General features: G+C 33.0%; 27 protein-coding genes. 15 read left to right on the top strand and 12 right to left on the bottom strand.

Features of this window, described 5'->3' with window-relative positions; translation table 11 throughout:
- Positions 1-213: 213 nt before the first annotated feature.
- Complete coding sequence (locus ACFWV9_RS07780; RefSeq protein ID WP_411894684.1) at positions 214-1,803, top strand: ELWxxDGT repeat protein; 1,590 nt, start codon at positions 214-216, stop codon at positions 1,801-1,803.
- A 215-nt stretch (positions 1,804-2,018) separates the two neighbouring features.
- Here the strand turns inward: ACFWV9_RS07780 and ACFWV9_RS07775 are convergent, their stop codons facing one another.
- The 5 genes from ACFWV9_RS07775 to ACFWV9_RS07755 form a co-directional block, all read right to left on the bottom strand.
- The gene (locus ACFWV9_RS07775) at positions 2,019-3,506 is read right to left on the bottom strand and encodes an alpha/beta hydrolase (RefSeq protein ID WP_411894683.1); all 1,488 of its coding nucleotides are present in this window, start codon (positions 3,504-3,506) and stop codon (positions 2,019-2,021) included.
- Between the two features lie 5 nt (positions 3,507-3,511).
- A complete protein-coding gene (locus ACFWV9_RS07770) occupies positions 3,512-3,904 on the bottom strand; it encodes a hypothetical protein (protein ID WP_411894682.1) in 393 nt (130 codons plus the stop codon).
- 118 nt (positions 3,905-4,022) lie between these two features.
- Complete coding sequence (locus ACFWV9_RS07765; protein ID WP_411894681.1) at positions 4,023-5,153, bottom strand: helix-turn-helix transcriptional regulator; 1,131 nt, start codon at positions 5,151-5,153, stop codon at positions 4,023-4,025.
- A 176-nt stretch (positions 5,154-5,329) separates the two neighbouring features.
- A complete protein-coding gene (locus tag ACFWV9_RS07760) occupies positions 5,330-6,118 on the bottom strand; it encodes an anti-sigma factor domain-containing protein (protein WP_411894680.1) in 789 nt (262 codons plus the stop codon).
- Positions 6,118-6,675, bottom strand: coding sequence for an RNA polymerase sigma factor (locus ACFWV9_RS07755; protein ID WP_411894679.1), 558 nt, complete (start codon positions 6,673-6,675; stop codon positions 6,118-6,120). Before ACFWV9_RS07755 ends, ACFWV9_RS07760 begins: the two co-directional genes overlap by 1 nt.
- A gap of 126 nt (positions 6,676-6,801) precedes the next feature.
- Between ACFWV9_RS07755 and ACFWV9_RS07750 the strand changes: the two genes are divergently transcribed.
- Positions 6,802-7,314 carry a fasciclin domain-containing protein gene (locus tag ACFWV9_RS07750; protein ID WP_411894678.1) on the top strand — a complete coding sequence of 171 codons (513 nt, stop codon included), beginning with the start codon at positions 6,802-6,804 and terminating at the stop codon, positions 7,312-7,314.
- 171 nt (positions 7,315-7,485) lie between these two features.
- On the opposite strand, the gene ACFWV9_RS07745 is transcribed toward ACFWV9_RS07750, so the two are convergent.
- A complete protein-coding gene (locus ACFWV9_RS07745) occupies positions 7,486-8,142 on the bottom strand; it encodes a YceI family protein (RefSeq protein WP_411894677.1) in 657 nt (218 codons plus the stop codon).
- 152 nt (positions 8,143-8,294) lie between these two features.
- Between ACFWV9_RS07745 and ACFWV9_RS07740 the strand changes: the two genes are divergently transcribed.
- The 10 genes from ACFWV9_RS07740 (at position 8,295) to ACFWV9_RS07695 (ending at position 18,272) form a co-directional block, all read left to right on the top strand.
- Positions 8,295-8,852 (top strand): nucleotide exchange factor GrpE, encoded by a 558-nt coding sequence (locus ACFWV9_RS07740; protein WP_411894676.1) that lies wholly within the window; start codon positions 8,295-8,297, stop codon positions 8,850-8,852.
- A gap of 61 nt (positions 8,853-8,913) precedes the next feature.
- Entirely contained in the window at positions 8,914-10,026 is a 1,113-nt protein-coding gene (gene dnaJ, locus ACFWV9_RS07735; protein ID WP_411894675.1) for a molecular chaperone DnaJ, read from the top strand.
- 243 nt (positions 10,027-10,269) lie between these two features.
- Complete coding sequence (locus ACFWV9_RS07730) at positions 10,270-11,196, top strand: ABC transporter ATP-binding protein (protein ID WP_411894674.1); 927 nt, start codon at positions 10,270-10,272, stop codon at positions 11,194-11,196.
- A gap of 2 nt (positions 11,197-11,198) precedes the next feature.
- Entirely contained in the window at positions 11,199-12,521 is a 1,323-nt protein-coding gene (locus ACFWV9_RS07725; protein WP_411894673.1) for an ABC transporter permease, read from the top strand.
- Between the two features lies 1 nt (position 12,522).
- The gene (locus tag ACFWV9_RS07720) at positions 12,523-13,347 is read left to right on the top strand and encodes a mechanosensitive ion channel family protein (RefSeq protein WP_411894672.1); all 825 of its coding nucleotides are present in this window, start codon (positions 12,523-12,525) and stop codon (positions 13,345-13,347) included.
- Between the two features lie 7 nt (positions 13,348-13,354).
- Positions 13,355-14,245, top strand: a complete 891-nt coding sequence (locus ACFWV9_RS07715) for a DUF6268 family outer membrane beta-barrel protein (protein ID WP_411894671.1) — start codon at positions 13,355-13,357, stop codon at positions 14,243-14,245.
- 2 nt (positions 14,246-14,247) lie between these two features.
- The gene (locus tag ACFWV9_RS07710; RefSeq protein WP_411894670.1) at positions 14,248-15,411 is read left to right on the top strand and encodes a sigma-54-dependent transcriptional regulator; all 1,164 of its coding nucleotides are present in this window, start codon (positions 14,248-14,250) and stop codon (positions 15,409-15,411) included.
- A gap of 7 nt (positions 15,412-15,418) precedes the next feature.
- Positions 15,419-16,297 (top strand): PPK2 family polyphosphate kinase, encoded by an 879-nt coding sequence (locus ACFWV9_RS07705; protein ID WP_411894669.1) that lies wholly within the window; start codon positions 15,419-15,421, stop codon positions 16,295-16,297.
- Between the two features lie 2 nt (positions 16,298-16,299).
- Entirely contained in the window at positions 16,300-17,703 is a 1,404-nt protein-coding gene (locus tag ACFWV9_RS07700; RefSeq protein WP_411894668.1) for a M20/M25/M40 family metallo-hydrolase, read from the top strand.
- Positions 17,704-17,705: 2 nt separating this feature from the next.
- Positions 17,706-18,272, top strand: coding sequence for a hypothetical protein (locus ACFWV9_RS07695; RefSeq protein WP_411894667.1), 567 nt, complete (start codon positions 17,706-17,708; stop codon positions 18,270-18,272).
- A 3-nt stretch (positions 18,273-18,275) separates the two neighbouring features.
- Here ACFWV9_RS07695 and ACFWV9_RS07690 read toward each other — a convergent pair whose 3' ends face one another.
- Positions 18,276-19,085, bottom strand: a complete 810-nt coding sequence (locus ACFWV9_RS07690) for a M23 family metallopeptidase (RefSeq protein WP_411894666.1) — start codon at positions 19,083-19,085, stop codon at positions 18,276-18,278.
- Positions 19,086-19,146: 61 nt separating this feature from the next.
- Here ACFWV9_RS07690 and ACFWV9_RS07685 point away from each other — a divergent pair, with 61 nt between their 5' ends.
- On the top strand, positions 19,147-19,521 hold the full coding sequence (locus tag ACFWV9_RS07685) for a bleomycin resistance protein (protein WP_411894665.1): 375 nt from the start codon (positions 19,147-19,149) through the stop codon (positions 19,519-19,521).
- A gap of 47 nt (positions 19,522-19,568) precedes the next feature.
- On the opposite strand, the gene ACFWV9_RS07680 is transcribed toward ACFWV9_RS07685, so the two are convergent.
- From ACFWV9_RS07680 to lysA, 4 genes are all read right to left on the bottom strand, one after another.
- Entirely contained in the window at positions 19,569-19,691 is a 123-nt protein-coding gene (locus tag ACFWV9_RS07680) for a hypothetical protein (RefSeq protein WP_411894664.1), read from the bottom strand.
- 48 nt (positions 19,692-19,739) lie between these two features.
- On the bottom strand, positions 19,740-20,933 hold the full coding sequence (locus ACFWV9_RS07675; RefSeq protein WP_411894663.1) for a DUF1624 domain-containing protein: 1,194 nt from the start codon (positions 20,931-20,933) through the stop codon (positions 19,740-19,742).
- A 234-nt stretch (positions 20,934-21,167) separates the two neighbouring features.
- On the bottom strand, positions 21,168-21,899 hold the full coding sequence (locus ACFWV9_RS07670) for a hypothetical protein (RefSeq protein WP_411894662.1): 732 nt from the start codon (positions 21,897-21,899) through the stop codon (positions 21,168-21,170).
- A gap of 231 nt (positions 21,900-22,130) precedes the next feature.
- Entirely contained in the window at positions 22,131-23,333 is a 1,203-nt protein-coding gene (lysA, locus tag ACFWV9_RS07665) for a diaminopimelate decarboxylase (protein WP_411894661.1), read from the bottom strand.
- Between the two features lie 222 nt (positions 23,334-23,555).
- Between lysA and sucC the strand changes: the two genes are divergently transcribed.
- Together sucC and ACFWV9_RS07655 are read left to right on the top strand one after the other, a co-directional pair.
- The gene (sucC, locus tag ACFWV9_RS07660) at positions 23,556-24,746 is read left to right on the top strand and encodes an ADP-forming succinate--CoA ligase subunit beta (RefSeq protein WP_411894660.1); all 1,191 of its coding nucleotides are present in this window, start codon (positions 23,556-23,558) and stop codon (positions 24,744-24,746) included.
- A 156-nt stretch (positions 24,747-24,902) separates the two neighbouring features.
- Positions 24,903-25,247, top strand: a complete 345-nt coding sequence (locus ACFWV9_RS07655) for a hypothetical protein (protein ID WP_411894659.1) — start codon at positions 24,903-24,905, stop codon at positions 25,245-25,247.
- 46 nt (positions 25,248-25,293) lie between these two features.
- Here the strand turns inward: ACFWV9_RS07655 and ACFWV9_RS07650 are convergent, their stop codons facing one another.
- A complete protein-coding gene (locus ACFWV9_RS07650; RefSeq protein WP_411894658.1) occupies positions 25,294-25,995 on the bottom strand; it encodes a phosphoadenylyl-sulfate reductase in 702 nt (233 codons plus the stop codon).
- Positions 25,996-26,004 lie beyond the last annotated feature (9 nt).

Genomic DNA, 26,004 nt, shown 5'->3' with positions numbered 1-26,004 from the left:
AGCCTTTTCCCAGCCCTTATCAAATTTCATCTTACGCACATATTGGCAGTTTTGATACACTTTTCTTTTGTATTTGCCCAATTAATAAATGAGGAGTACCAGTTATGTTAAACGATAATTTTTAATCGAATAAATAAAACTATCCACTTATCATAAAAACAAGCATTGAGTATAGATAATATGGAGTTTTACAAAACTCTAAATTTATTTATTATGAAAAAAAATCTACTTTTCTTCGCTGTGTTTTTCAGTGTGGTATTTGGTTTTGCTCAGGTCACTTTAGTAAGGGATATAATGAGTGGAGCCCCAAATGGTATAAATATTAATACCGAATTGTTTAAATATAATAACAAGATTCTATTCAAGAGTTTTGCAGGAGAACTATCTTATTCTGATGGAACCAATTCTGGAACATTCTGGATAAATATAGGTATCGGTAGGGCAGAACCAGAAGGATTTACACTAAATTCTGTTACTAATGAGGTTTATTTTAGTGCCAGAGGACCTGGTGTTAATGATACAACTGTTACGGAATTGTGGAAAACTGATGGAACTGCCGTTGGCACAATGTTGGTTCATGATTTTTCGCCATTTACGGGATGGAGTAGCAGACCAACAGATATTTGCGATAACAGCGGTATTATTTTTTGTAACGCCTATGTCAACAGTACAGGTAATGAACTTTGTATTTCTGATCCAATAAATACATCAAATAATACTATTTCGATTGATCCGACTGCAAGTGGTAGTAATCCTGAACACTTATTTGCTTTTAATGGTAATGTATATTTTTCGGCGAGTGGTCCTGCAGGTTATCGCGAACTGTATGTTTCGGATGGCACATATTCTGGAACAGGATTATTGAAAAATTTAAATCCAGTTGGTTTTGGCGATCCTGAAGAATTTGTAGAGTTTAATAATAAGCTTTACTTCACGGCCAAAAATGGTTCAAGTGGAAGAGAGCTATGGGTAACTGATGGTACATCAGCTGGCACATACATGGTCGCTGATATTAATCCAGGAGGTCATAGTAATCCTAGTAATTTCCATGCGGTAGGTAATCGGCTTTATTTTAGTGCCACGAACGATAGTACAGGAACTGAATTATATTATATGTTAACCAATGAAAGTGTCATATTATATAGAGATATCAATCCTGGTACTGCGAGCAGTAACCCTTCAGGATTTACATCATATAACGGATACACCTATTTCAATGCTGATGATGGAACTAATGGTCAAGAATTATGGCGAACTAATGGAAGTATTTTTGGTATTGGACTTTTTAAAGACCTTAATCCAAATGGTTCAAGTAGTCCTGTATCTTTTAAAAAATATAATGGCAATCTATATTTTTCCGCAGATGACGGTACAAATGGTGAAGAATTGTGGATTACTGATGGAACTTCAGTGGGTACTGTTATGATTGCCGATATTAATCCTGGGGCTGGTAGTAGTGCACCTAGATTTCTGGTGGATGTTGATGGAGAGCTATTATTCCATGCAGATGATGGTTCAGTGGGTAGAGAATTATGGAAGTATGTTGATCCAGCTCTTTCAACAGATGATGTTGAATTAAGCTCAGAAATAAAACTACTACCCAACCCATCGCAAGATTATTTTTCAATCTCAACGCAATTAAATATTGAAGATGTACTTGTATATGATATTAATGGAAAATTGGTAAAACAGTTTTATGGATTGCAAGATCAATACAAAATTGAGGATTTAAGTACTGGTTTATATTTGGTCAATGTGTATTCTGAAGATAAAAAGGAAACACTTAAACTTATGAAACTATAATTTTTGTATCGCCTTTTTGAAAAATATAAACTAGAACTTTTTTTAACCGTTTTCTATACCATAACCTTTTTAATCATATGGTTATTGTTTAGATAGTTTTAAAGTTAGGGCGAGCCTCTCAGATTTATCTGAGGGGCTTTTTTTTAACCAGAAATAGGGGACTGTTATAGGGTAAATAATAGCAATTAATTATATATAGTGTTGTAAATAGTTATTTATTCCGTTTTAAATTCAGGACTTACAATTTTTTCAAAGCAATCAGCGTTTGGTTTTTCATTCGGGTTATTGAAAAATTTGTTAGCTAATTCCATCGCACATTGATTACTCCAATTGGTAGTTGGGCCGTGTTTCCAACCTTTAAAAATCAAGTGATAACTATTAACTAGATTATTAGTCATTGATTCAGCCCATTTAATAGGCGTCAACTCATCATATTCTCCACTTATTAAAAGAACAGGTATATCGCTTTTTACAGCCTTATTCTCAATTTCAGACTCCTTATTAACGCTCCATATTTCGCAAATTTCGTTATCATATACTGCTGGTGATAACCCTTTCAATTCGGGATATTTGTTTGTCTCTTCTTTGATTAATTCTAAAGAATTGAATGGGTTTTCTTCTGCGCACCATACAGATAAACGCATTCCAATGCCTACACCTTTTCCAGGTTCTTGGAAAAGATAGGATAGTTGTTCTTTAACAGATGTCAAGTCGTTATTTAATAGTCTGTCAATCTCAAAAGGAATATTAGGTACATCACCAGTGTACGCAGAACTAAAAACTGAAATCAAATCTTCACCTTTCAAATAAAACGTTTCGATTTTTCCATTTTTTGGATTCTTGATTTCTACTTGTAGTGGATTTATAGTTTTTTCTTCCAAATACTTAAAGAAACGGTTTTTAATATTGGGAAAGGACGAGTTGCACTTTTCATCATTTTCACAATCCGAAAGCAACTTTGTAATAGTTTCTAAAAGATTTTTCACGCTTTCTTCATCATAGTTTACTTCTAATGGTAGTGGTGAATCCATCACAACACTTCTGATTTTATCGGGATAATCTCGTATTAAAACCTGCCCGATTTTAGTGCTGTAAGACATTGTAAGCAAGTTGTATTTTTCAATTTCCAATACATTTACTAAGTCATTAATATCGGCTGCAATTTGGTTTGTTGTGTAATAGTTTAGGTCAATTCCTTTTTTGCGCAATTGTTCATTGCACGCTTTGGCTGCTTTTTGAAAAAGACTATCAGTTTTGGTAGGATCAAAATTTGGAAAATTAGATTGATAAACCGCTTTTGCCCATTCGGGACAATCTAAACTTGGTTTTGCGTATTGAGTACCCCTTTGCTCGAATAAAATAAAATCTCTATCATCAAGATACTTGTAGTATTCCATATATTTTGATGCACGCATAGAAGTATAACCAGGACCACCAACAGTATATAAAATGGGGTCGGGTTTTGGGTTTTTGCTTCGACTTTTGAAAATGTATATTGGTAACTTTATCCTATTGCCGTTAGGGTTATTTCTGTTTTCGAGAACTTCTAAATATCCAAAAGTATAGTCTTTTCCTTCAGGAATTTTGTGAGTAGTTTTTTTAGAAACTGAAAAAGTCGGAACAAATTCTGTTGCTGTCTTTTGTGTCGATTTGCAACTTATTAAAACAGAAATAAGCGCCATTAAATATAAGTGAGATTTCATAGGCTTTAATTACTTTTAATTGCTGTCCACACTGCTAAAAAATTCTTGTTTATAGAATGCGTTGTACCGTGCAAAACACCATCTTTGTAATAGAAAGTAGTATTATAAATACCTGAGTTATCGCCTGAAACTAAAGCACCATAAATAACATCTAATTGTGTATTAATTTGAGCATTTCTGATTTTTACACCTTCACGATAGAATTCACCTTTGAATGTTTTACCTTCAATTTTAGTGATGTTCATCATAGCGAAATTTGAATCTGTTTTATCCTGCGGACTCATATCGAGTTTCCATTTACCAACTAAAACATTTAAGTCAATATCTGTAGCTTGGGCTCTCACACTAATAGGAATTGATAGTAATAAACTAAAAAATAATACATAAATAATTTTCATTTTTATAGGTTTTTTGATTTGATACAAACCTATAATTTTGATATTTAAAAATAGTTTCAAATGGCAAATTGAAACCTATTTAATCCATTAAAATTGGGTCATTATGAGAATTGACACCTTACTTTTTAATCTTCAATTCGCTTGGTAAAATACCAAGTTGCTTTTTCACGGCACGATTAAATGAAGACTTTGAATTAAAACCTGCGTCCATAGCGATACTGAGCAAAGTATATTTTGAATTATTCGAATTTTGCAAAAGTGATTGCACTTCTTTTACTCTGTATTCATTTACAAAGTCATTAAATCGTTTGTTATAAACCTCACTGAGACTTTTTGAAATAAGGTACGGTCTAATATTTAACTGTTCTGCAATACTATTGAGTGAAAGTTCTTGGTCTTTAAATAGCTTATCGTTTTCCATTGCGTTTTCAAGCTTTCTAGAAATGTCCTTAAGTCGTTCTAATTCTTCAGGATTAATGATGGTTTTGATAGTAAGCTCTGGGTCGTTTCGTCTAGAAAAACCTTCTAGTCCTATCCAATATGTTATAATGGCAATCCCTATAAAGAAAGGATAGTAATAAAATCGTGTAAAGTAAAAATAAGAACCATCGTTTGCGGATTTATAAATCACCAGGTCAATTAAAAGAACAAATAAAACCAATGAAAAATAGACCAAAAATGATTTTATAATACGTTTAATCCAAACCAATTTAGTAGTGTTAATTTCAAATTTTTCATTTATTGAATTCAATAGTTTTTGAGATTTGTAGGAATACACAATAATTAAAATACTTGATACTATATAAATGGTTGAATTGTTCATCCAAACTACATAACCATAATATCCTAACCATGACAAACTTTCTTTTGTACCATCCCAATATAAATTCTGAAGTCTCACAAAAACGCTACAGAATATTTGAATTATTACAGGAAGAAAATGTATCCAATCTTTCCTTGGAAACTTATAATTAGATTGCGTTTGTGCTTTTGTGTAAAAGTAGATAAGCGCACCATAGACCCAACTTATGTCTATCATAATATAATACCAACTATCATAGTATCCTAAACCAAATAACCTCATTATTTGAATAGAAAGACGGTAAGAGAGTAAAAGTAGAATTATTGCTAATATTCTATTAGCCAACCTATTATATTTAGTCGATTTAAGTAGGATAAATCCATAAATTAATCCTTGAATTGAGCCAATAGCCAGTAGAAGTATGATTACAATAGTTCCTATGTCCATAATCCTTGATATGCTGAGTATGTAGTCATTTTGAAGTTGCCTTTACGAATGTTTGGTCTAATTGCTTACGACAGTTTTGTGTGTGATTTCGTTGCGTGTTTAAGCAACTAATTTAGCAAATACAAATCGAATAGAAAATCTGCTTTTTTCGATACGCAACCTTACGTAATTTTTGGCTAGTTAAGATAAACGTTGGTAACCAACTTTTCTACCGTAGGATGATGATTACCACCAGCTGGTTCAATCGTGATGTTTAAAGACTCTGCATGGTCAATGTAATTCATCGCCAACAAGTTTTTATCTTTAGAAATAATACCCATATTAATCATTTCGCCTTCTACGTCTGCCCACATTTGGTAATCATGGTCTGCATCTAAATCCGGTAATTTTTCTGCATTGATCACCACAGATTTTGTGGTATGGTTAATATAGCTTACCACTTTTCCTTCTGGCATTAAGGTATTGCCTTTAAGAATGTACTGTTCAGTATCTGGGTGTGAGAGTGTAGCAAATAAAGCAGTATTGCTGTTAAGCTCCTTATTTAACTTATCTATAGTATTGTTTAATTCACTGTTGTTAATTTCTACGGTATTGAGCTGTTGTTTTACATCACTGAGCTGAGAAAACATCCAAATACTACCAACTAATAGCAAACCGGCAACACTAGCGGCAATTCCTAAATAATATTTGTCCTTGCCACCAGAATATAATTTAATTACTTTGGCTTTTGGTCTATTAGGTTTTGATACTTGCTTTAAGATATTTGATTTAACCTCGGCAGGAGGGTCAATGGCATTTTCTAGCCCCATGGATTCAAAATCCTGATCGAGTATATCATATTTTGCTTTTAGTTCAGCATCAGATGCAAGCAATTTCTCAATTTCATTACATTGATCCGCATTGAGTTCACCTAGCAGGTATTGCTCTAATAATCCGTTATCTAACAGCGTCTTCTTATCCATCATCACAGCGCATTAAGTATTAGTAATATTACACTCAGTGTCTTTACATACGATTCTCTTAGTTGTTTAAGAGCTTGTCTTACATAAGATTTAAAGGTACCTAGTGGTACATCCATAACCTTATGTGCTTCTCTGTGAGTTAATCCATTAAAATAAACAAGTTCTAAAGCATTTTTATGATGTGGCTCTAGAGTTGTAATTGCTCCTTTTAACTTCAAAAACTCAGGGTCTATATTACTAACGTCTTCTTCTTTATTAGCATATACACCAAAATCATCGGTTTGGATGAGCATATCTTTTTTTCGCAGCACATTTAACACTTTGTTTTTCGCTATTCTATATACCCACGTATAAAATCTTCCCTTATCAATATCATATTGATGAGCTTTGTCCCAAACGGTAATAAATGTTTCTTGTAATAAATCTTGTGCTTTGCCTTCATCCTTAATCATCTTTAGGATAACACTGTAAATGGCTCCTGAATATTTGTCGTACAGCAATGACAATGCACGCTCATCTTTATTCTGAAGTTGTTTTATAAGCGCAATGTCGTTCTGCATGTGTGTTAAAGATTTCCCAAAAAAATAAGGTCACTCATCTGGGGCAAACAAGCTTGTGTAAATATAAACGAAAGCACTTCAAAAATAAAAAAAGTGTATAATTAGTTTAACCAATAATTTAAAATTATGAAAAAGTTAGTTTTTATTTTAACAACGTTTGTAGCCTTAACATTTAACCAAACTGCTACAGCACAAAACACAATTGTAGATGTAGCAGTAAGCAATGAGAATTTCTCAACCTTAGTAGCAGCATTAAAAGCAGCTGATTTAGTAGGTGCTTTACAAGGAGATGGACCATTTACAGTATTTGCTCCAACAAACGAAGCATTTGCAAAGATTGATCAAAACGCTTTAGCTGACCTATTGAAGCCAGAAAACAAGAAAGCATTAACAAATATTCTAACATACCATGTGATCCCAGCAAATTTAATGGCGGCTGATGTAGTAGCAGCATTAAAAAAGGGTAATGGTAAAGTAGAAGTAAAAGCATTAAATGGTACTGTTTTAACAGTAATGCAAAAAGATGGAAAAATATGGTTGAAAGACCAAGCGGGCAATTACAGTGAAATCACAGCGACTGATGTAAAAGGAAGTAATGGAGTGATTCATGTAATTGATACTGTAGTAATGCCTAAATAGTTAGTTTTAGTGTATTAATAGTTGATGCATTACTACAACGCTATTAGTTAACATGTGGTTGATGATAGTTAATTAATGGCAGAGGCAATTTTAGTGATAAAATTGCTATGAAAAGAGAAAAGCACTTACCAATTGGTAAGTGCTTTTTGTTTTATAGTAATATAACAATTATTAAGCCTTGCTAGCTACTAATGTTACTTTAAGCTCAATATCATCGTTGATAAATTTGTCGCCTAAATTGTCAAAGAATGACTTAGATCCGTATTGCACATTCCACTTAGAACGGTCAATTGTAAATGTTTCACTAGTTAACTTCATAGTGTCACCTTCTATAGACGTTGTTACAGGAATACTAATATTATTAGTTTTTTCTTTCATAGTTAAATTACCAGATAACATAGTTTTACCTTCAACCGTAGAAATACCTGTTACTTCAAATTTAGCTGTTGGAAATTTTTCTACGTCAAAAAAGTCATCACTAGTAAGGTGCCCTCTTAGTTTAGCATTGCCTTCTTCTTCAGCCGGTATGTCAGTAACAACAATACTTCCCATGTCAATTGTAAAGTCGCCACTTTCAACAGTTCCGTTGTTTACACTTACTGAACCTTCAGAAATGGCTATAGTTCCGTTATGAGAACCTGTTGGTTTAAATCCTTTCCACTCAATCATAGAGTTTTCAGTACTAGCATTAAAAGTTATGGCAGAAACTTCCGCTACTGCAGCTTCTTCAGCAGCTTTTGTTTCAGCTTCTTTTGCTTTGTTGTCACCACAATTTGTAAATGTAATTAGAGCAACAACTGCGAAAATTTTTAAAAATGATGTTTTCATGTTAATGTTTTGTTTTTTTATTTGAAGTCGCAAAGTTAGTCATTACGTTTCGCCTAGTATTATAAAAAAATGTTAATGACATTTTGACATTATTATAAGAATGGCAGTACTTTTGCCACACATAAATCGAAGATTTAAAAATTAGACTCAAAATGAGTAAAAAAGATAAAAATAAAAAAGCGGAAGAACCACAAATAGAAGATACGGCAACTGCAACGGCAGAGGCAGAAGTAGAAACTCAAAAAAAAGAATCAAAATCACCTGAAGAGCAACTACAAGATCAATTGGTTGCAGAGAAGGATAAGTTTATGCGATTGTTCGCAGAATTTGAGAACTACAAAAAGCGTACTAACAAGGAACGTATTGAGTTGTTTAAAACAGCAGGTCAGGATGTAATGATAGCCATGTTGCCTGTTTTAGATGATTTTGAACGTGCACTTATGCACATTGAAGATGATAAGGAGGCTGAAGAATTAAGAAAAGGAGTTTTACTTATTTACAATAAGTTAGTAACCACATTAGAGCAGAAAGGCTTATCTAAAATTGAGGTAAACCAAGGAGATACATTTAATGCAGATGACCATGAAGCAGTAACTCAGATTCCTGCACCAACTGATGACTTAAAAGGTAAAATTATTGATGTCATTGAACGTGGATATAAGTTAGGTGATAAAGTAATTCGCTTCCCAAAAGTAGTTATTGGACAGTAAATTCAACATGTTTTCGCATTAGCGGAGTTAAAATACAACCCGATTATTTAGGGTAATTAATATGAAAGAAGATTATTACGACATTTTAGGCATAAGCAAAGGTGCTACGGACTCGGAAATAAAAAAAGCTTATCGAAAAATGGCTTTAAAGTATCATCCAGATAAAAATCCAGATGACAAAGAAGCTGAGGAAAAGTTTAAAAAGGCAGCAGAAGCTTATGAGGTATTAAGTAATGCTGATAAGAAAGCACGTTACGACCAATTTGGTCATCAAGCCTTTGAAGGTGCTGGTGGTTTTGGAGGAGGCGGTATGAATATGGATGACATATTCAGCCAATTTGGTGATATATTTGGTGGCGCTTTTGGTGGTGGATTTAGTGGCTTTGGCGGTGGAGGTAGACAACGTGTTGTAAAAGGAAGTAATTTACGTATACGAGTGAAACTTTCATTAGAAGAGGTGGCTAATGGTGTTGAAAAGAAAATTAAAGTAAAACGCAAAAAGCAAGCGTCAGGTACAACATATAAAACATGTGGAACATGTAATGGTTCTGGTCAAGTCACAAGAGTTACAAATACCATTTTAGGTAGAATGCAGACTGCAAGTGCTTGCCAAACATGTGGTGGAGCTGGGCAAGTAATTGATAAAAAACCAGCTGATGCTGATTCTCAAGGTTTGAAATTAGCTGAGGAAACGGTATCTGTAAAAATTCCTGCTGGTGTTGTTGATGGAATGCAACTTAAAGTTACAGGTAAGGGTAATGATGCCCCTGGAAATGGGATTGCCGGTGATCTATTGGTACTAATTCAAGAAGAAGATCATCCAACATTAAAACGTGAGGGTGATAACTTGCATTATGATATGTATGTCAGTCTTCCAAATGCAGTATTGGGTACATCGAAAGAAATAGATACTGTAACCGGAAAGGTTAGAATTAAGATTGATGCAGGTGTACAATCTGGTAAAATTCTAAGACTAAGAGGTAAAGGTATACCGAGTATAAATGGTTATGGCAAAGGTGATTTATTGGTTCATGTAAATGTTTGGACACCAAAGACTTTGAGTAAAAAACAGAAAGAATTTTTTGAAGAAATGAAAGATGATGAACATTTTGAACCTAAACCAGAAAGCTCCGACAAATCTTTTTTTGAAAAGGTAAAAGATATGTTCTCCTAAAACAGCCTTGTTTAAGAAAAAATATTATCTTTGAATTATCGCTAATGCTAATTAGCGGTAATTTTTCTTTTTCATAGCAATTTTTTCCCATCCTTATTTAATTATAAGGGTGGGTTTTGTTTTTAAAGAGGATTCCTCTCTTATTAATTAGTAATTGAAATCATTTTGTATTTAATAAATGACACAAAACTCTATAACATTTAATATATTTACCTTCTAACCTAAATAAAAACTCCGGACTATATGAATGACCTATTAGTAGCTGATTCCGTTTCAAAAAATTTCGGAAAATTTAAAGCACTAAACGAAGTGTCTATTGCTGTACCAAAAGGCAGTATTTTTGGATTATTGGGTCCCAATGGAGCTGGGAAAACAACCCTTATTAGAATCATCAATCAAATAACAATGCCAGATGAGGGTCATGTATATTTAGATGGCCAACCATTAAAGCCAGAACATATTAGAGATATTGGATACCTTCCCGAAGAAAGAGGTTTGTACAAGTCTATGAAAGTTGGTGAGCAAGCACTCTATCTTGCACAGCTAAAAGGTATGGCAAAATCCGAGGCTAAAAACAGACTTAAATATTGGTTTGAAAAATTAGAAATTGGTGATTGGTGGAACAAAAAGATTCAAGAGTTAAGTAAGGGACAAGCTCAAAAGATCCAATTTATAGTCACGGTTTTACACCGCCCCAAATTATTGATTTTTGATGAACCATTTTCTGGATTTGATCCTATTAATGCCAACTTAATTAAAGACGAAATTTTGAAATTAAGAGACGATGGTGCAACTGTAATTTTTTCTACTCACAGAATGGAATCAGTTGAGGAGTTATGTGATCATATAGCTCTATTGCACAAGTCTAACAAAATATTAGATGGTAAGCTTAACGATATTAAACGCAACTTCAAAACAAATACTTTTGAAGTCGGTTTACAATCATCAAATAGTGAGGCTGTACTTTCTGAAATTAAAAACACCTTCGATGTTTTACCAGCAACCTTCAAAAATTTACATGATGACATAAAATTGAATATCAAAATCGATGAAGATACTTCATCGAATGATCTGTTGTCATTTTTAACGTCTAAAGCGGAGGTTCACCATTTCGTTGAGGTAATTCCAACTGCTAATGATATATTTATTCAAACTGTTCAAAATAATTAGGAATGAATCATTTACCCCTTATTATAAAGCGTGAATATTTAACTAAGGTTAAGAATAAATCATTCATAATCATGACCTTTTTAAGTCCATTGATTATGATTGCATTAATTGCTTTGGTTTCTTATTTGTCTCAAATTAATAATGATAAAAAACGAACCATTTCAATATTAGATGAGACTGGATATTTAACTGATATTTTTGAAAGTACAGAAAACACATCCTATTTAAAGCTTAATGGATTAAGCTTAGAAGATGCCAAGGAATTAGTCAAGGAAAAAGAGGACTATGGTTTGTTACATATTGGGGAAGTAGCGTCGTTAGATGATATTGGGAAGAATATAAAGTTTTATTCTGAGGAGTCCCCTTCATTAACTATAATATCAGCAATAGAACGAAAAGTAGAGAAGCGATTGCAAGAAATGAAACTACAAAAAGATGGGGTTTCTCTTGAGCAAATTGACGCATCAAAAACAAATATTGATATAGCTCAGGAGAGTTTTGATGGTGAGAAAAGTTCTAAAATTGATAATGTTGTTAAACTTGCTTTTGGAGGTATTGCAGGATACTTATTGTTTATGTTCATCATTATCTATGGTAACATGATTATGCGCAGTGTTATTGAAGAAAAAACAAGCAGAATAATAGAGGTTATTATTTCTTCTGTAAAACCTATACAATTAATGATGGGTAAAATTATTGGTACATCTTTGGCCGGTGTTACTCAATTTGCGATTTGGGTTGTTTTAGGTGGTTTAATGCTAACTATAGTTTCGGCAATATTTGGTATAGATATGGCGCAGGTCAATACACCACAAAAAGATATTGTTAATCAAGCTATAGCAACACAAGGAGCAGATGAAGCACAGGTTATGGCTGAGAATATTATAACTGCAATAAGTAATTTACCTATTGGTAATTTAGTCATAGCCTTTATATTCTTTTTTATAGGAGGGTATCTCTTATATAGTTCGTTGTACGCCGCAATTGGCGCAGCGGTAGATAATGAAACAGATACCCAACAATTTATGTTGCCAATTTTAATGCCCTTGATATTAGCAGTCTATGTTGGTGTTTTTACAGTTATCGAAGATCCTCATGGCACAGTCTCAACAGTGTTCTCTTTTATACCGCTAACTTCTCCTGTAGTAATGTTGATGCGCATACCATTTGGAGTACCACTTTGGCAACAAGGCCTATCACTATTACTTTTGATAGGTACATTTATTTTTGCCGTATGGTTTGCGGCCAAAATTTATAGAGTTGGTATTTTAATGTATGGTAAAAAGGCAACCTATAAAGAATTATTTAAATGGTTGAAATACTAATATGAAAAAGTTCAAAGAAATTTTGAATTATGAATTTTCATTCACTGATGATATTTCAATCAGTGTAAAAGGACTATTGTTTGTAATTCTTGTTATAGTTCTTACCTCAGTAGTATTAAAACTCATTAAAAGAATTCTCACGAGGAATTTGCCTAAAGACGATAGGGCGAAATTTGATACTGTATTCTCTTATGGAAAGTGGATAGTATATCTTATTTTTCTTTTAATAACACTGAATGCAATTGGATTTAATGTTACTGGGGTCTTTGCGGCTTCAGCAGCATTATTAATTGGTGTAGGTCTAGCCTTGCAGACACTATTTCAGGATATAATATCTGGTATTTTTATTCTCTTAGATCAATCAGTTCATGTAGGAGATATTATAGAATTAGATGGTAAGGTGGGACGCGTAGAAGAAATTAAATTAAGAACAACAAGAGCAGTTACAATTGATAATAAGGTACTAGTTATACCAAATCACTTATATCTCACCAACTCTTTATTTAATTGGACGCAAAATGGAACCCTTACAAGAGAAAATGTTGAAGTAGGAGTGGCATATGGTAGCGACGTACAATTGGTTAAAAAACTTCTTTTGCAAGCTGCAAATTCTCATCCAGAGGTAATTAAAGTACCAGAGCCTTTAGTAGTTTTTACCGACTTTGGTGACAGTTCTTTAAATTTTAAATTAATATTTACGTTAAATGATAGTTTTAAGGCAACCTTTCAAAAAAGTGATATTAGATTTGAAATTGATCGTTTATTTAGGGAAAATAATATTACAATACCTTTTCCTCAAAGAGACATACACATTAAAAACAAATAAAGACTGAATGATATTTAAGCTTCCAAAATGTATAACCCTGCAAATTATTGTTACTTTTTGTTGTATACATTTTGCACAAGCCCAACTAACTGATTTAGCTAAATTAGAGTATTCATTTATACCAAGTAGTAGATCTGAAGATCAATATACTAGGCTTAGGGCATCTTTGAATTTCCCCATTAAAATTAAGGATAAGGACTATTTGCTTGTTGGCGGAGAGTATAATAGAATAATCTTAAATTTAGAAGATGATTACCCCTTTGATACTGGGTCATTAGAAACTTTACATATTATTGACTTTAGTGTTGGTTATACATTTAAGTGGGAAAATGATTGGAGATTGGGTGTAAATATTAACCCAAGAATTGCATCTACACTTACAAACTCAATTACTACTGATGACTTGTTTTTGAATGGAGGTATCTTTGCGATTAGGGATAGAACGGATGCCACGGATATAGAAAAACCTTATAGATTAATTTTAGGATTAACTTATAATACAACAGCAGGTTTGCCATTTCCACTTCCTTTTGTAAGTTATTATAGAAGAGTTAATGAAAAATGGTCTTTTAATGCTGGAGTACCTAAATCAAACCTGAAGTATTTCTTTGATGAAAAAAGTATGTTACAGGTTTTTGCGACGCTAGACGGCTACTTTGCTAACATACAAGAACCGATTGCCGTTAATGGGCAACAAGTAAATAATATATCACTATCTGTTGCTGTAGCAGGGCTTGGTTATGAATATTGTTTTACCAAACATTTAGTTGCCTATACATATTTAGGTTATACTTTTAGGTTGAACAATGTTTTGCGAAATGGTGATAGAGATGAAATATTTGGATTAAACGAACTTAATGCGTTTTATCTTAGAACCGGAATTAAATTTAAAATATAGATATGCCAAAAATTTTAATAATAGAAGATGAATCGGCAATTAGAAGGGTATTAGTAAAAATACTATCTGAAGAAAATGACACTTATATAGTTGACGAGGCCGAAGACGGTTTAGCAGGAATCGATAAGATTAAAAAAGATGATTTTGATTTGGTATTATGCGATATCAAAATGCCAAAAATGGATGGTGTAGAGGTCTTAGAAGCCATAAAAAAATTAAAGCCCGAAACACCAGTTGTAATGATCTCTGGGCATGGAGATTTAGATACTGCGGTTAATACAATGCGTTTGGGTGCCTTTGACTATATTTCTAAACCACCAGATTTAAATAGACTTTTAAATACCGTAAGGATTGCTTTAGACAGAAAGGAGCTTGTAGTTGAAAATAAAAGACTTAAAAAGAAAGTCAGCAAAAACTATGAGATGATTGGTGACAGTGAGGCAATTGAAAATATCAAGGAAATGATTGATAAGGTCGCACCTACAGATGCGAGAGTTTTGATAACAGGTCCTAATGGAACTGGCAAGGAACTCGTTGCTCATTGGTTACATCAAAAAAGTGATCGTTCTAGAGGGCCTATGATTGAAGTTAATTGTGCTGCGATTCCTTCAGAATTGATAGAAAGCGAATTGTTTGGACATGTTAAAGGAGCATTTACTTCAGCTAATAAGGATAGAGCAGGGAAATTTGAAGCAGCCAATGGAGGAACCATCTTTCTCGATGAAATTGGTGATATGAGTCTTTCTGCACAAGCTAAAGTACTCCGTGCATTGCAAGAAAGTAGGATTCAGCGCGTTGGTAGTGACAGGGATATTAAAGTTGATGTTAGAGTAATTGCAGCCACAAATAAAAATCTTAAGAAGGAGATTGAAGACGGTAAATTTAGAGAGGATTTATATCACAGATTAGCAGTGATTTTAGTTAAAGTCCCGGCATTAAATGACAGGCGAGAAGACATACCGTTGTTAGTAGATTATTTCTCAGACAAAATTTCTAAAGAGCAAGGAAATGCCAAGAAATCTTTTTCAGCTAAGGCTCTAAAATTATTACAAAACTACGATTGGACAGGAAACATCAGAGAACTTAGAAACGTAGTAGAGCGACTAATAATTTTAGGAGGTAAAGAAGTTAGTGAAAGCGATGTAAAAGCATTTGCATCTAAATAATAGAGTTATGAATAAAGTTAATATTGAAGATTTTAGAATTTCATCTCAAATTGATATAGAAAATTTACCTACTTCTATTGATTTAGGTGCTGGTAAAAAAACAATTGAAAAAGGACTGAGACAAATCAGTGAAGATTTGGCAGATATTCAGAATACCATGTATGCTCATGGGAAATATGCTGTATTAATGTGTATTCAGGGAATGGATACTGCTGGAAAGGATAGTTTAATTCGTCAAGTTTTCAAAGAATTCAATATCAGAGGAATTGTTGCACATAGTTTTAAAAAACCTACTGAATTAGAGTTAAAGCACGACTATCTCTGGAGACATTATATTGCATTGCCAGCCAGAGGGAAATTTGGAATTTTTAATAGAACGCATTATGAAAATGTACTTGTAACGCGTGTGCATCCTAAATACTTGATGTATGAAAATATGCCAGGAATAGACTCAGTAGATGATGTAAATGATGCTTTTTGGGACAGGCGTTTTAATGAAATAAATAATTTTGAAAAACATATTGCAGATAATGGGACTATAATTTTTAAGTTCTTTTTGAACATATCTAAAGATGAACAAAAGAACCGTTTACTTCGCCGTTTGAATAAACCCAACAAAAACTGGAAATTTTCATCAGATGATCTAAAGGAAAGAAAACTTTGGGATAAGTATCAGACTTGCTATGAAGACGTATTGAATAGAAGTTCTAAACAACATGCACCTTGGTTTAATATACCTGCAGACGATAAACCAACAGCACGCTATCTAGTAGCTAAGATATTATATGATACCCTAAAAAATTATACTGATATAAAAGAACCAGAATTACCTGCCAAAGAAAAGGCAAATATTGGTCTGTATAAACAAGAATTAGAAAACGAATAAAAATGAAAGTCTTAAAAATTGCGCTTCTTTTTGTTATTGCAACTACATATTGCATTGCACAGAATGATGAAGATGTATTAAAAACCATTTATAAAACGTCTTTAACGAATGGTAAGAGTTATGACTGGTTAGATTATCTATCCAATACTATTGGAGGACGATTGTCTGGTTCTACAAGTGCAGAACTAGCTGTACAGTATACTAAATCTGAACTTGAAAAATTAGGATTGGATAAAGTATGGCTACAGCCCGTAATGGTACCAAAGTGGGTGAGAGGCCAAAAAGAAATGGCATATTTTGAATCATCGGATGGGTTTTATAAAGTAAATGTTTGTGCGTTGGGTGGTTCAATAGCAACACCAGATGGTGGGACAAAGGCACAAGTTATTGAGGTAAGTACATACAAGGATATAGCTGGTTTGGGAGAAGAAAAGATAAAAGGCAAAATCGTTTTTATTAATAGAGCTCTACAACCAGAGTTAATTAATACATTTCAGGCTTATGGAGGTTGTTCTTCAGAACGTTATAGAGGAGCAGCCGAGGCCGCAAAGTATGGTGCTGTGGGTACAATTGTGCGTTCATTAAGTTCTAGACAAGATGATTACCCTCATACAGGCAGTATGAGTTATGGTGATTTACCAGTAGATCAAAGAATACCTTCTGCGGCCATAAGTACCAACGATGCAGTTAAGTTAAGTGAGGCACTTAAAAAGGATCCTAATCTCGAGTTTTTCTTAGAGCAAAGCTGCCAACAATTTGAAGATGTTTTGTCCTATAATGTTATCGGTGAAATTACGGGTTCAGAATATCCAAATGAAATAATTTTGGTTGGAGGCCATTTAGATTCCTGGGATTTAGGAGATGGAGCTCACGATGATGGTGCTGGTGTTGTACAATCAATGGATGTGCTAAGATTAATGAAAGAAAGTGGAATTACACCAAAAAGAAGTATTAGGGTTGTATTGTTTATGAATGAAGAAAATGGGTTAAGAGGAGCAAGAAAGTATGCGGAAGTTTCAAAGGAAAAAGGAGAGAATCATATTTTCGCCCTTGAAAGTGATGCTGGTGGTTTTACGCCTCGTGGATTTTCTTTTACTACAAATGAAGCAAATTATAGTCAAGTCCTCGACTGGAAACCATTGTTTAAACCATATCTTATCCATTATTTTGAATTGGGTGGTAGTGGTGCAGATGTCGGTCCATTACGATCTGAATCAAATGTGTTAGTTGGTTTGAGGCCAGATTCTCAACGCTATTTTGATCATCACCACGCATCCAACGATACGTTTGAGCATGTTAATAAACGAGAATTAGAATTGGGAGCAGCAACAATGACTTCCTTAGTTTATTTGTATGATAAGTATGGTGTGAATCCAGTTCCTAAGTCATCAAATTTTAAAGATTAGAAATGAAAAAAAAATTCGTTTTAATCATATTAGTTTTTTGCAATGTTGCACTGTGTCAAACAGAGGAGCAATTACCGTATTATGAAATTCCTGAATACTCAGAGGAATTTACAGCAGGTACAATATCAGCAAGAATGGTTGATGCCTTGGGCTTCAGGTTTTATTGGGCAACTAATAATCTCACGGAACAAGATTTGAAATTTAAGGCTACTGAAAAAGGACGTACTGCGGAAGAAACGATTAAACATATTTACGATTTATCTAAAATTATTGTCAATTCCACCTTAAAAAAACCTAATAATAGAATGAATGAAGAATTGAGCTATTCTGAAATGCGATCTAAGACATTAGTAAATCTTAAAACAGCAGCAGACATTTTGAGGGAAAGTGAAGATATATCTCAATTCAACATAATTTTCGGTGATCAGAAAATTCCATTTTGGAATCAGGTTAATGGTCCGATTTCTGATGCTATATGGCATTGTGGGCAAATAGCTATTTATAGACGTACTACAGGTAACCCAATTAATTCGAAAGTGAATCATTTTACTGGTAAGGTAAAATCGTAAGATTTATTCTCTTCGTGTATAGTATTTTCCTTGTTTAAGTTTTTTCGATTTTTGACCTTTAAAGTAAAATGGAATAGAAACTCCATTGGCTTTATAAACAACCAAATGAAGGTGTGGTATGGTTGTGAAACCTGTCATTCCTGAGATGGCAATAGGTTCACCAACATTTACCTTATCTCCAACTTCAACAAGAGCTCCATTTAATTTTAAATGAACATAATGAGCCATTGTTCCATCATTGTGTAGAATATAGACTTTGTTGCCCTTATCAATACATTTACGTGTTCTACAGTGTTCGTCGGAATCTTCTTTTACAAAAAAGACAATACCGCCTCTAGAAGCTGTAATAGTATCACCAACTTTAGTCCCAAAATCTATCGCATATTTAGAGGGAATTTTATTGTGTGAAAATTTACCACCAAAAGACTGAATGATTTTGTAACGCTTATTTTTAGGGTAAGGTAATGTATAGCGATAATCACTATTTACTATTGATTTTGGATCTCCAAAACTTCCTTTAAAATTTATATAGTGACTACTTTTAATTTTGGCAGTATCCTTTACCATTGATTTTGGTATTATAAAAGCACCATGAAGTGTATCCTGATAATTTAATATAGCATGTTGTCTTACTTTAATATATGCCTTTGTAGAATCTAAAGCTGACAGCTTCATTTCAATTGGTACATAGAAAGGGTTAATAAAATCTATATAAACAGAATCATTTTCAACGCGCTTTTGACTTTCTAAGGTTTGTCCAAATCCAATTTGAAATGAGATTAATAGCAGTATTGTAATTAAAAAATGTTTCATAACAATAAGAGGATGCAATAACTAAAATGTTACATTTAAGTATTAAAAATAAAGAAAAATCATGACAGGATTTTTAAAGGCCATTCATCCGATATTACCAGTTAAAAATGTGAATGAAGCTTTAGGATATTATTGCGACAAATTAGGGTTTATGATTGCGTTTAAAGATCCTACTGACCCAAACGGCTATGCTGGTGTTAAACGAGACAATATTGAAATACATTTGCAATGGCACGATGAGAAAGAATGGGTTGCAGGCCTTGACCGACCAATGTTGAGAATCTATGTTGATAATATTGAAGCGTTGTTTGAAGAGTACAGTACAAAAAATGTGTTTCACAAAAACACGAGTCTAAAGGAAATGCCGTGGGGAACAAAGGAGTTCGCCTTTTATGATTTGTATGGTAATGGTCTTACTTTTTATAGAGATTTATAGGTTTCGATAAAACCAAATAGTAAAAGCGTGTGTTGAGTAATTTAATTTTATGATTCATTTTCATCCGAATCCTTTTCTTTCTTCAATTTTATATATTGGGTCACCAACCTCACACCAAGCCTTGCAAAAAGGATTATGGCTATAACCATTACAATGTCAAATCCATTCATAAATAAATATTTGGTTTTAATATATAGGTGTGAATAATTAGCCTAAAGTTACAAATAACTTAGCCACCATTTATTCTTATTCTTTAATTTATAGCTCATATACCTGTAACAAATTGGATATAAGATAAGTATGATTAATGCCCAAATTATATATACAGTAAAGAGAGAATAGCCATATCCTCGGAGAGCACCAGTGCTCATAATCTCATTATTTAGTATCATTAATGTCCAATCTTTTCCAGTTATAATTAATCCAATAATTGCACCTATATGAATTACAAGAATATGAATAATGTAGAAGAAGAAAGGAACTCTTCCAAACACTATTAAATAATTTGCAATTTTATTTTTAATGTTTTCAATACCATATAGAAATAAAAATGTAGGTCCCAAAGTCATTAATAAATAAACTAATGAAGGTGGGTATTTTGTTGTATTAAAGAAGGAAATTATAGTTTTTTCAGTAGTTTCTTGATAAGACCAAGGTATTAAGTCCGCATAAAAATTCAATCCTCTAAAAATAAAAAACAATACAATTGAAGAAATCCCGGCTATAATTAACCATTTATTCCTTAAAGTAATAGATGCTTCTTTTTTATATAATTGGCCAAAACAATATCCTAATGACATTACACCAATCCAAGGTAATACTGGATAAGAAAACCAAATTAATCTTCCTTCGGCATAGCTAAACCCATTCATCTGGTGTAGAAAATACCACAAAACAGCACCTAAGTTATTACCTTCCTTAACTATTCCGTCTAAAGAATTATGTCCAAAGACAATTAGTAAAGCAATAATAAAGATTACCTTTTTTGGTAAATGTATTAGCAATCCTAATACTATCATACAGACACCAATAGCCCAAATAACTTGAAGGTTGGTAAAACCAAAAGAAATATCAAACCACCATAAAAAATTATTAATAAAAATCTCGACAAAAATGAGCCATATGCCTCTTGTAATAAGAAACTTTGATAAATGCGCTTTAGATTTATTTTGACCGTAAAGAAAAGCAGATGTGCCAGCTAAGAATACAAATACTGGTGCACAAAAATGGGTGACAAAGCGGGTGCCAAAGAGAATAATATTGGTCGACTCCATATTTTCTGGATAATTACCAGTAAAGGCATTGATGTGGAAGTAGTCTCTAACATGGTCTAATGCCATTAGTACCATTACGAGGCCTCTCAAAAGGTCAATAGAGTTTATTCTTTTAGATTTGATTGATGTATGAGTCATTTTCTAGATATATGACTTGGGTAGACTTTAAAGGTATTAAAAAAGCGTCACTTTGATGTAACGCTTTTTCTATTTAGCAGTTTTAATTGATAGCTAAGTTAACATTGAATTTAATTTCTGATCAGTATTTTACTTTAACACTAAAACTAACAGAATATCCAATCAAAAAATAAAATTGTTTTATTAATCACATTGTACTGCTAAATATTTGTAAAAAATATATGGCTCAAATATTTAGTCAGTTTTAGACATATCCATATTTTTACTGTAGATATAAGACCATGAACCATCTACTGCAGCATTAAATTTTGCGCGCATTTCAGCCGTTTTTTCTTCTCCATATTCTTTAGAATAAACTGCCCAAACACCGTCTTGGTCCTTATCTAGATCAGCATACTTTTCAAATGGCCATGCTACTAGATAATCAGCGTCTTTTTCGCTACCACCTTGTACCTCATACCAATAGGCACGTTCGTCACCTTCAGCTTTTTTTACAGCACCAGATACGGCTTTAACTACTGACATAAAATCTGCATAATTACTTACTCTAAAATAAGTAACCCAAACTTTGGTTGCAGGATCTTGAGAATCGTTACTGATATCAGGCATACTCATTGTTATCATGTAATTCACATCTTTCATATGTGGCATAATGGATTCCATCATTATATCTCTACACTTTCCACTTGCTTCATCCGGACCTTCGTCCATTTCTGCCCAGTTTGCCATCGTATCTGTGACAGCATAAACAGATGATGAACCTTGAACACGGTTCCAAAAATTCCATGTGTCCTCACCGCTGTTTTCAGCGTAACACTTTTTGTACTTTTTAACACCATCAATAAATTGAGCATCATGGCCCATTTTTACCTTAATGTGTGTTACATTGTTAATCATAGCTGAGTTGTCATCTTGTCCCATAAGAAAGAATGGAACAACAAGTAAAAGAATACTTAGTTTTTTCATAATGTGAATGATTTAGTTGATTAATTAATAGCCACCAAAACATAATCATTCCAGTTCTAGAGAAAATAAAAGCAAAAGATTAGGTACAAGTAGCTAGGGTGCAAATTGTATGATAATTCTTACTAAGAAATTGATTGCTAAGGGAATATAATACTACAATATAATGATATTTTGGATAGGAGTATTGAAAATTCCGATGAAATGAAAAAAAATCTTACAAATGGTAACCATTTATAGTGAAATTTCTACTTGATTTTGTAAAATGTCGTCAAAATTCTCTCTCTTTCTTATCAAATGAGATTTCCCTTTATGAATAAGTACTTCTGCAGGTCTGTATCGTGAGTTATAATTACTAGCCATAGTAAAGCAATAGGCACCAGCATTTTTGAAACAAAGAATATCTCCTTCTTTTATTTCATTTATACGTCTGTTGTTTGCAAACGTATCCGTTTCGCAGATATAACCAACAACAGAGTAAAAGCGTTCCCTACCTTTAGGATTCGATAGGTTAATGATTTCATGCTGTGACCCATAGAGCATTGGTCTTATGAGATGATTAAATCCAGAGTCGATTTGTGCAAAAACAGTAGAGGTTGTTTGCTTTACTACATTAACTTTAGCTAAAAATACACCAGACTCACTGACTAAAAATTTACCTGGCTCAAATGCTAATGTTAGTTCTTTACCATAGGACTTACAAAAGTCATTAAATCGCTTTGATAATTTTTTACCCAATTCTTCAATGTTGGTTTCAATATCTCCTTCTTTATAGGGTACTTTAAATCCTGAACCAAAATCAATAAATTCTAAATCCTCAAAATGTTTCGCAGTTTCAAATAGGATTTCACTGGCATATAAGAACACATCAATATCTAAAATATCGCTACCTGTATGCATGTGTATACCGTTGATATTCATATTGGTATTTTCAACAATACGAAGTAATAAAGGTATTTGATGAATTGATATGCCAAATTTACTATCGATATGACCAACAGATATATTGGTGTTGCCACCAGCCATAACATGAGGATTTATTCGGATACAAACAGGAATATTTGGATGCTTAGTCCCAAATTGTTCAAGTATAGAAAGATTATCAATATTAATTTGAACACCTAATTTTGCAACAGATTCAATTTCTTCTAATGAAACGCCATTAGGGGTATAAATTATTTTTTCTGGTTCAAAACCGGCTTTTATTCCTAACTGAACTTCTTGAATTGAAACCGTGTCTATGCCAGATCCTAAAGATTTAAACAACTTTAAAATTGAAATATTCGACAATGCCTTTACCGCATAATTAATCCTTAGTTTATTTACGGAACTAAAAGCATTAGTTAACCGATTATACTGATTACTGATTATTGCAGAATCATATACATAAATCGGACTACCGAAATCAGATGCTATTTTAAGAAGTTGTTTAGACATTCGAAATATTTTTATTCAAAGATATTTTTTTGAACTATTATCTAAAGAAAACTAAGTATAAATATCATATTTTAAACATATTGTTAATTATATAACAATCAATTTATTTTAATTCTCAGTAAAATAATCTTTTGAGTTCCTTTATTAAACATTGTAGAAATTAATTTGAGAAACGTTTTAGGTTGCTTATTTTTGTGGCTTCAAATAAATTTCTGATTACAAATGAATTTACACGAATATCAAGGTAAAGAACTACTTAATAGTTTTGGGGTACGAATCCAAAGAGGTATAGTTGCACATAACGCCAATGAAGCTGTTGATGCAGCTAAACAGCTTACTGCAGAAACAGGGACATCTTGGCATGTTATTAAAGCTCAGGTTCATGCAGGTGGACGTGGTAAAGGTGGAGGTGTGAAACTTGCTAAAAACTTACAAGAGGTAGAAGAAATTGCTGGTAATATTATTGGTATGAATCTTGTCACACCACAGACTTCAGCTGAAGGTAAAAAAGTACACCAAGTACTTGTTGCTGAAGATGTTTATTACCCAGGAGACAATGAACCAGAAGAATATTACATGTCGGTACTTTTAAATCGTGGAGCTGGTAGAAATATGATTATGTATTCTACAGAAGGTGGTATGGATATAGAACAAGTTGCAGAGGAAACTCCACATTTAATTTTTACTGAAGAAATTGATCCAGCTGTTGGAATATTGCCATTTCAAGCACGTCGTGTTGCCTTCAATTTAGGATTATCAGGAACAGCATTTAAGGAAATGACAAAATTTGTGACATCCCTATACACCGCATATGTAAAGTCAGATGCTTCATTATTTGAAATAAATCCGGTTTTAAAAACTAGTGATGATAAAATTTTAGCGGTGGATTCTAAAGTTACTTTAGATGAGAATGCTTTATATAGACATAGAGATTTGGCTGAATTAAGAGATCTTCGCGAAGAAAACCCGATTGAGGTTGAAGCAGGATCTTTAGGATTAAATTATGTTGACTTAGATGGTAACGTTGGGTGTATGGTAAATGGAGCAGGTCTCGCAATGGCGACTATGGATTTGATCAAGCATTCAGGAGGTGAGCCGGCAAACTTCCTAGATGTTGGAGGAACTGCTGACGCGGCACGAGTTGAAGCTGCTTTCAAAATTATTTTGAAAGATCCTAATGTAAAAGCTATATTGATCAACATATTTGGTGGTATTGTGCGTTGTGATAGGGTAGCACAGGGTGTGATTGATGCTTACAGGAATTTAGGTAATATCAATGTACCTATTATAGTTAGACTACAAGGAACAAATGCGGATATTGCTAAAGAATTGATTGACAATTCAGGTTTAGATGTACTAAGTGCTACAGAGTTTCAGGAAGCAGCAGATAAAGTACAAGAAGTATTATCGTAATTAAAGTTAAAACAATTTATAAAGCACCTTTTTAAAAGGTGCTTTTTTTGTCCTAATGTTAATGTTCTGCTAATCAAAGTTAAACAGTGTTAACATGCGTAACATTTCATAATTTATACAGTCTATTAAGTATCAATCTTATAAAAACGATAAATTATGAAAGCATTAAAAATGTTTGTGCTAGCCGTAGCAATTACGTTTAGCTCTGTACTTACAGCAAGTACAAACCCGGCCAATGACGCTGAACCAAAAACAGTTACTGAAACTGTTGGAGATTTATTAAAGAACCCTGACTTACAGCTAAATGCTGAAGTTGATGCCATTGTAGATTTAGTAATTAATGAAAACAATGAGATGGTAGTATTAAATGTTGAAACCAGTGACGAGACTGTTGCTAACTTCATTAAGTATCGCTTAAATTACAAGAAGCTATCAAAGGAAGCTATAGGATATAACAGATCATTTAAAGTGCCTGTTAAACTTATACAGACTGATTATTAAAATTGGTCAGATTATTTTTTAAAGCGTCTTTTTTAAGACGCTTTTTTTATAAATGTAAGCCACATTCCGTCTTAGGATTATTATTCCAACGACCACTTCTATCTTCTCCAGGTAAAGTACAGTGTTTGCAACCAATAGAATGATACCCTTTTGCAACTAAGGGATGAAAAGGTAGTTGATGTTCCTCAATATATGCGTCACGCTTTTCTTTTGATATATCTAACAGTGGATAGAATTTTAAAATATTACCACGTTGTTCAAAAATGTTTAAAGATGATCTGTGGTCGCTCTGCCATTCCATTAAACCAGACATCCAAATATTATAATGAGCCTTTATTCGATCCAATGGTTTTACTTTATTAATTGAACAACAGAAATCTGGATTTTTATTCCATGTTTCATCGGTTGTCGTAAATGCGTGCTCTTCTTTTATTGCAGAAACGGAAGTAACATTTAAATGGTATTTTTCCTCAAGTGTCTTTTTATATTTAAGAGTTTCTTTGAAATGGTAACCAGTATCTATGAAGAATACTTGTTGTTCAGTATTGATATCGGAAACTAATTTTAACAAGAAAGCTGATGTTGCAGCAAATGAACTTGTAAGCATTACATCTGTAGTTTGAAAATCTTGGTATAATCTCTCAATACGTTGTTTGGCAGAAAGTGGTTGGTATATTATATTAAGATCCTCAATCTCCTTATGGGTGATTATTTGCTTTGGTGCTATATTACTAGAAGTTTCAAACATCTATTTATC

It is taken from the genome of Winogradskyella sp. A2 (assembly GCF_046762865.1).
Classification (GTDB): domain Bacteria; phylum Bacteroidota; class Bacteroidia; order Flavobacteriales; family Flavobacteriaceae; genus Winogradskyella.
Note: the sequence above shows the minus strand (reverse complement) of the source record. Positions and strands in the feature narration are given on the sequence as shown.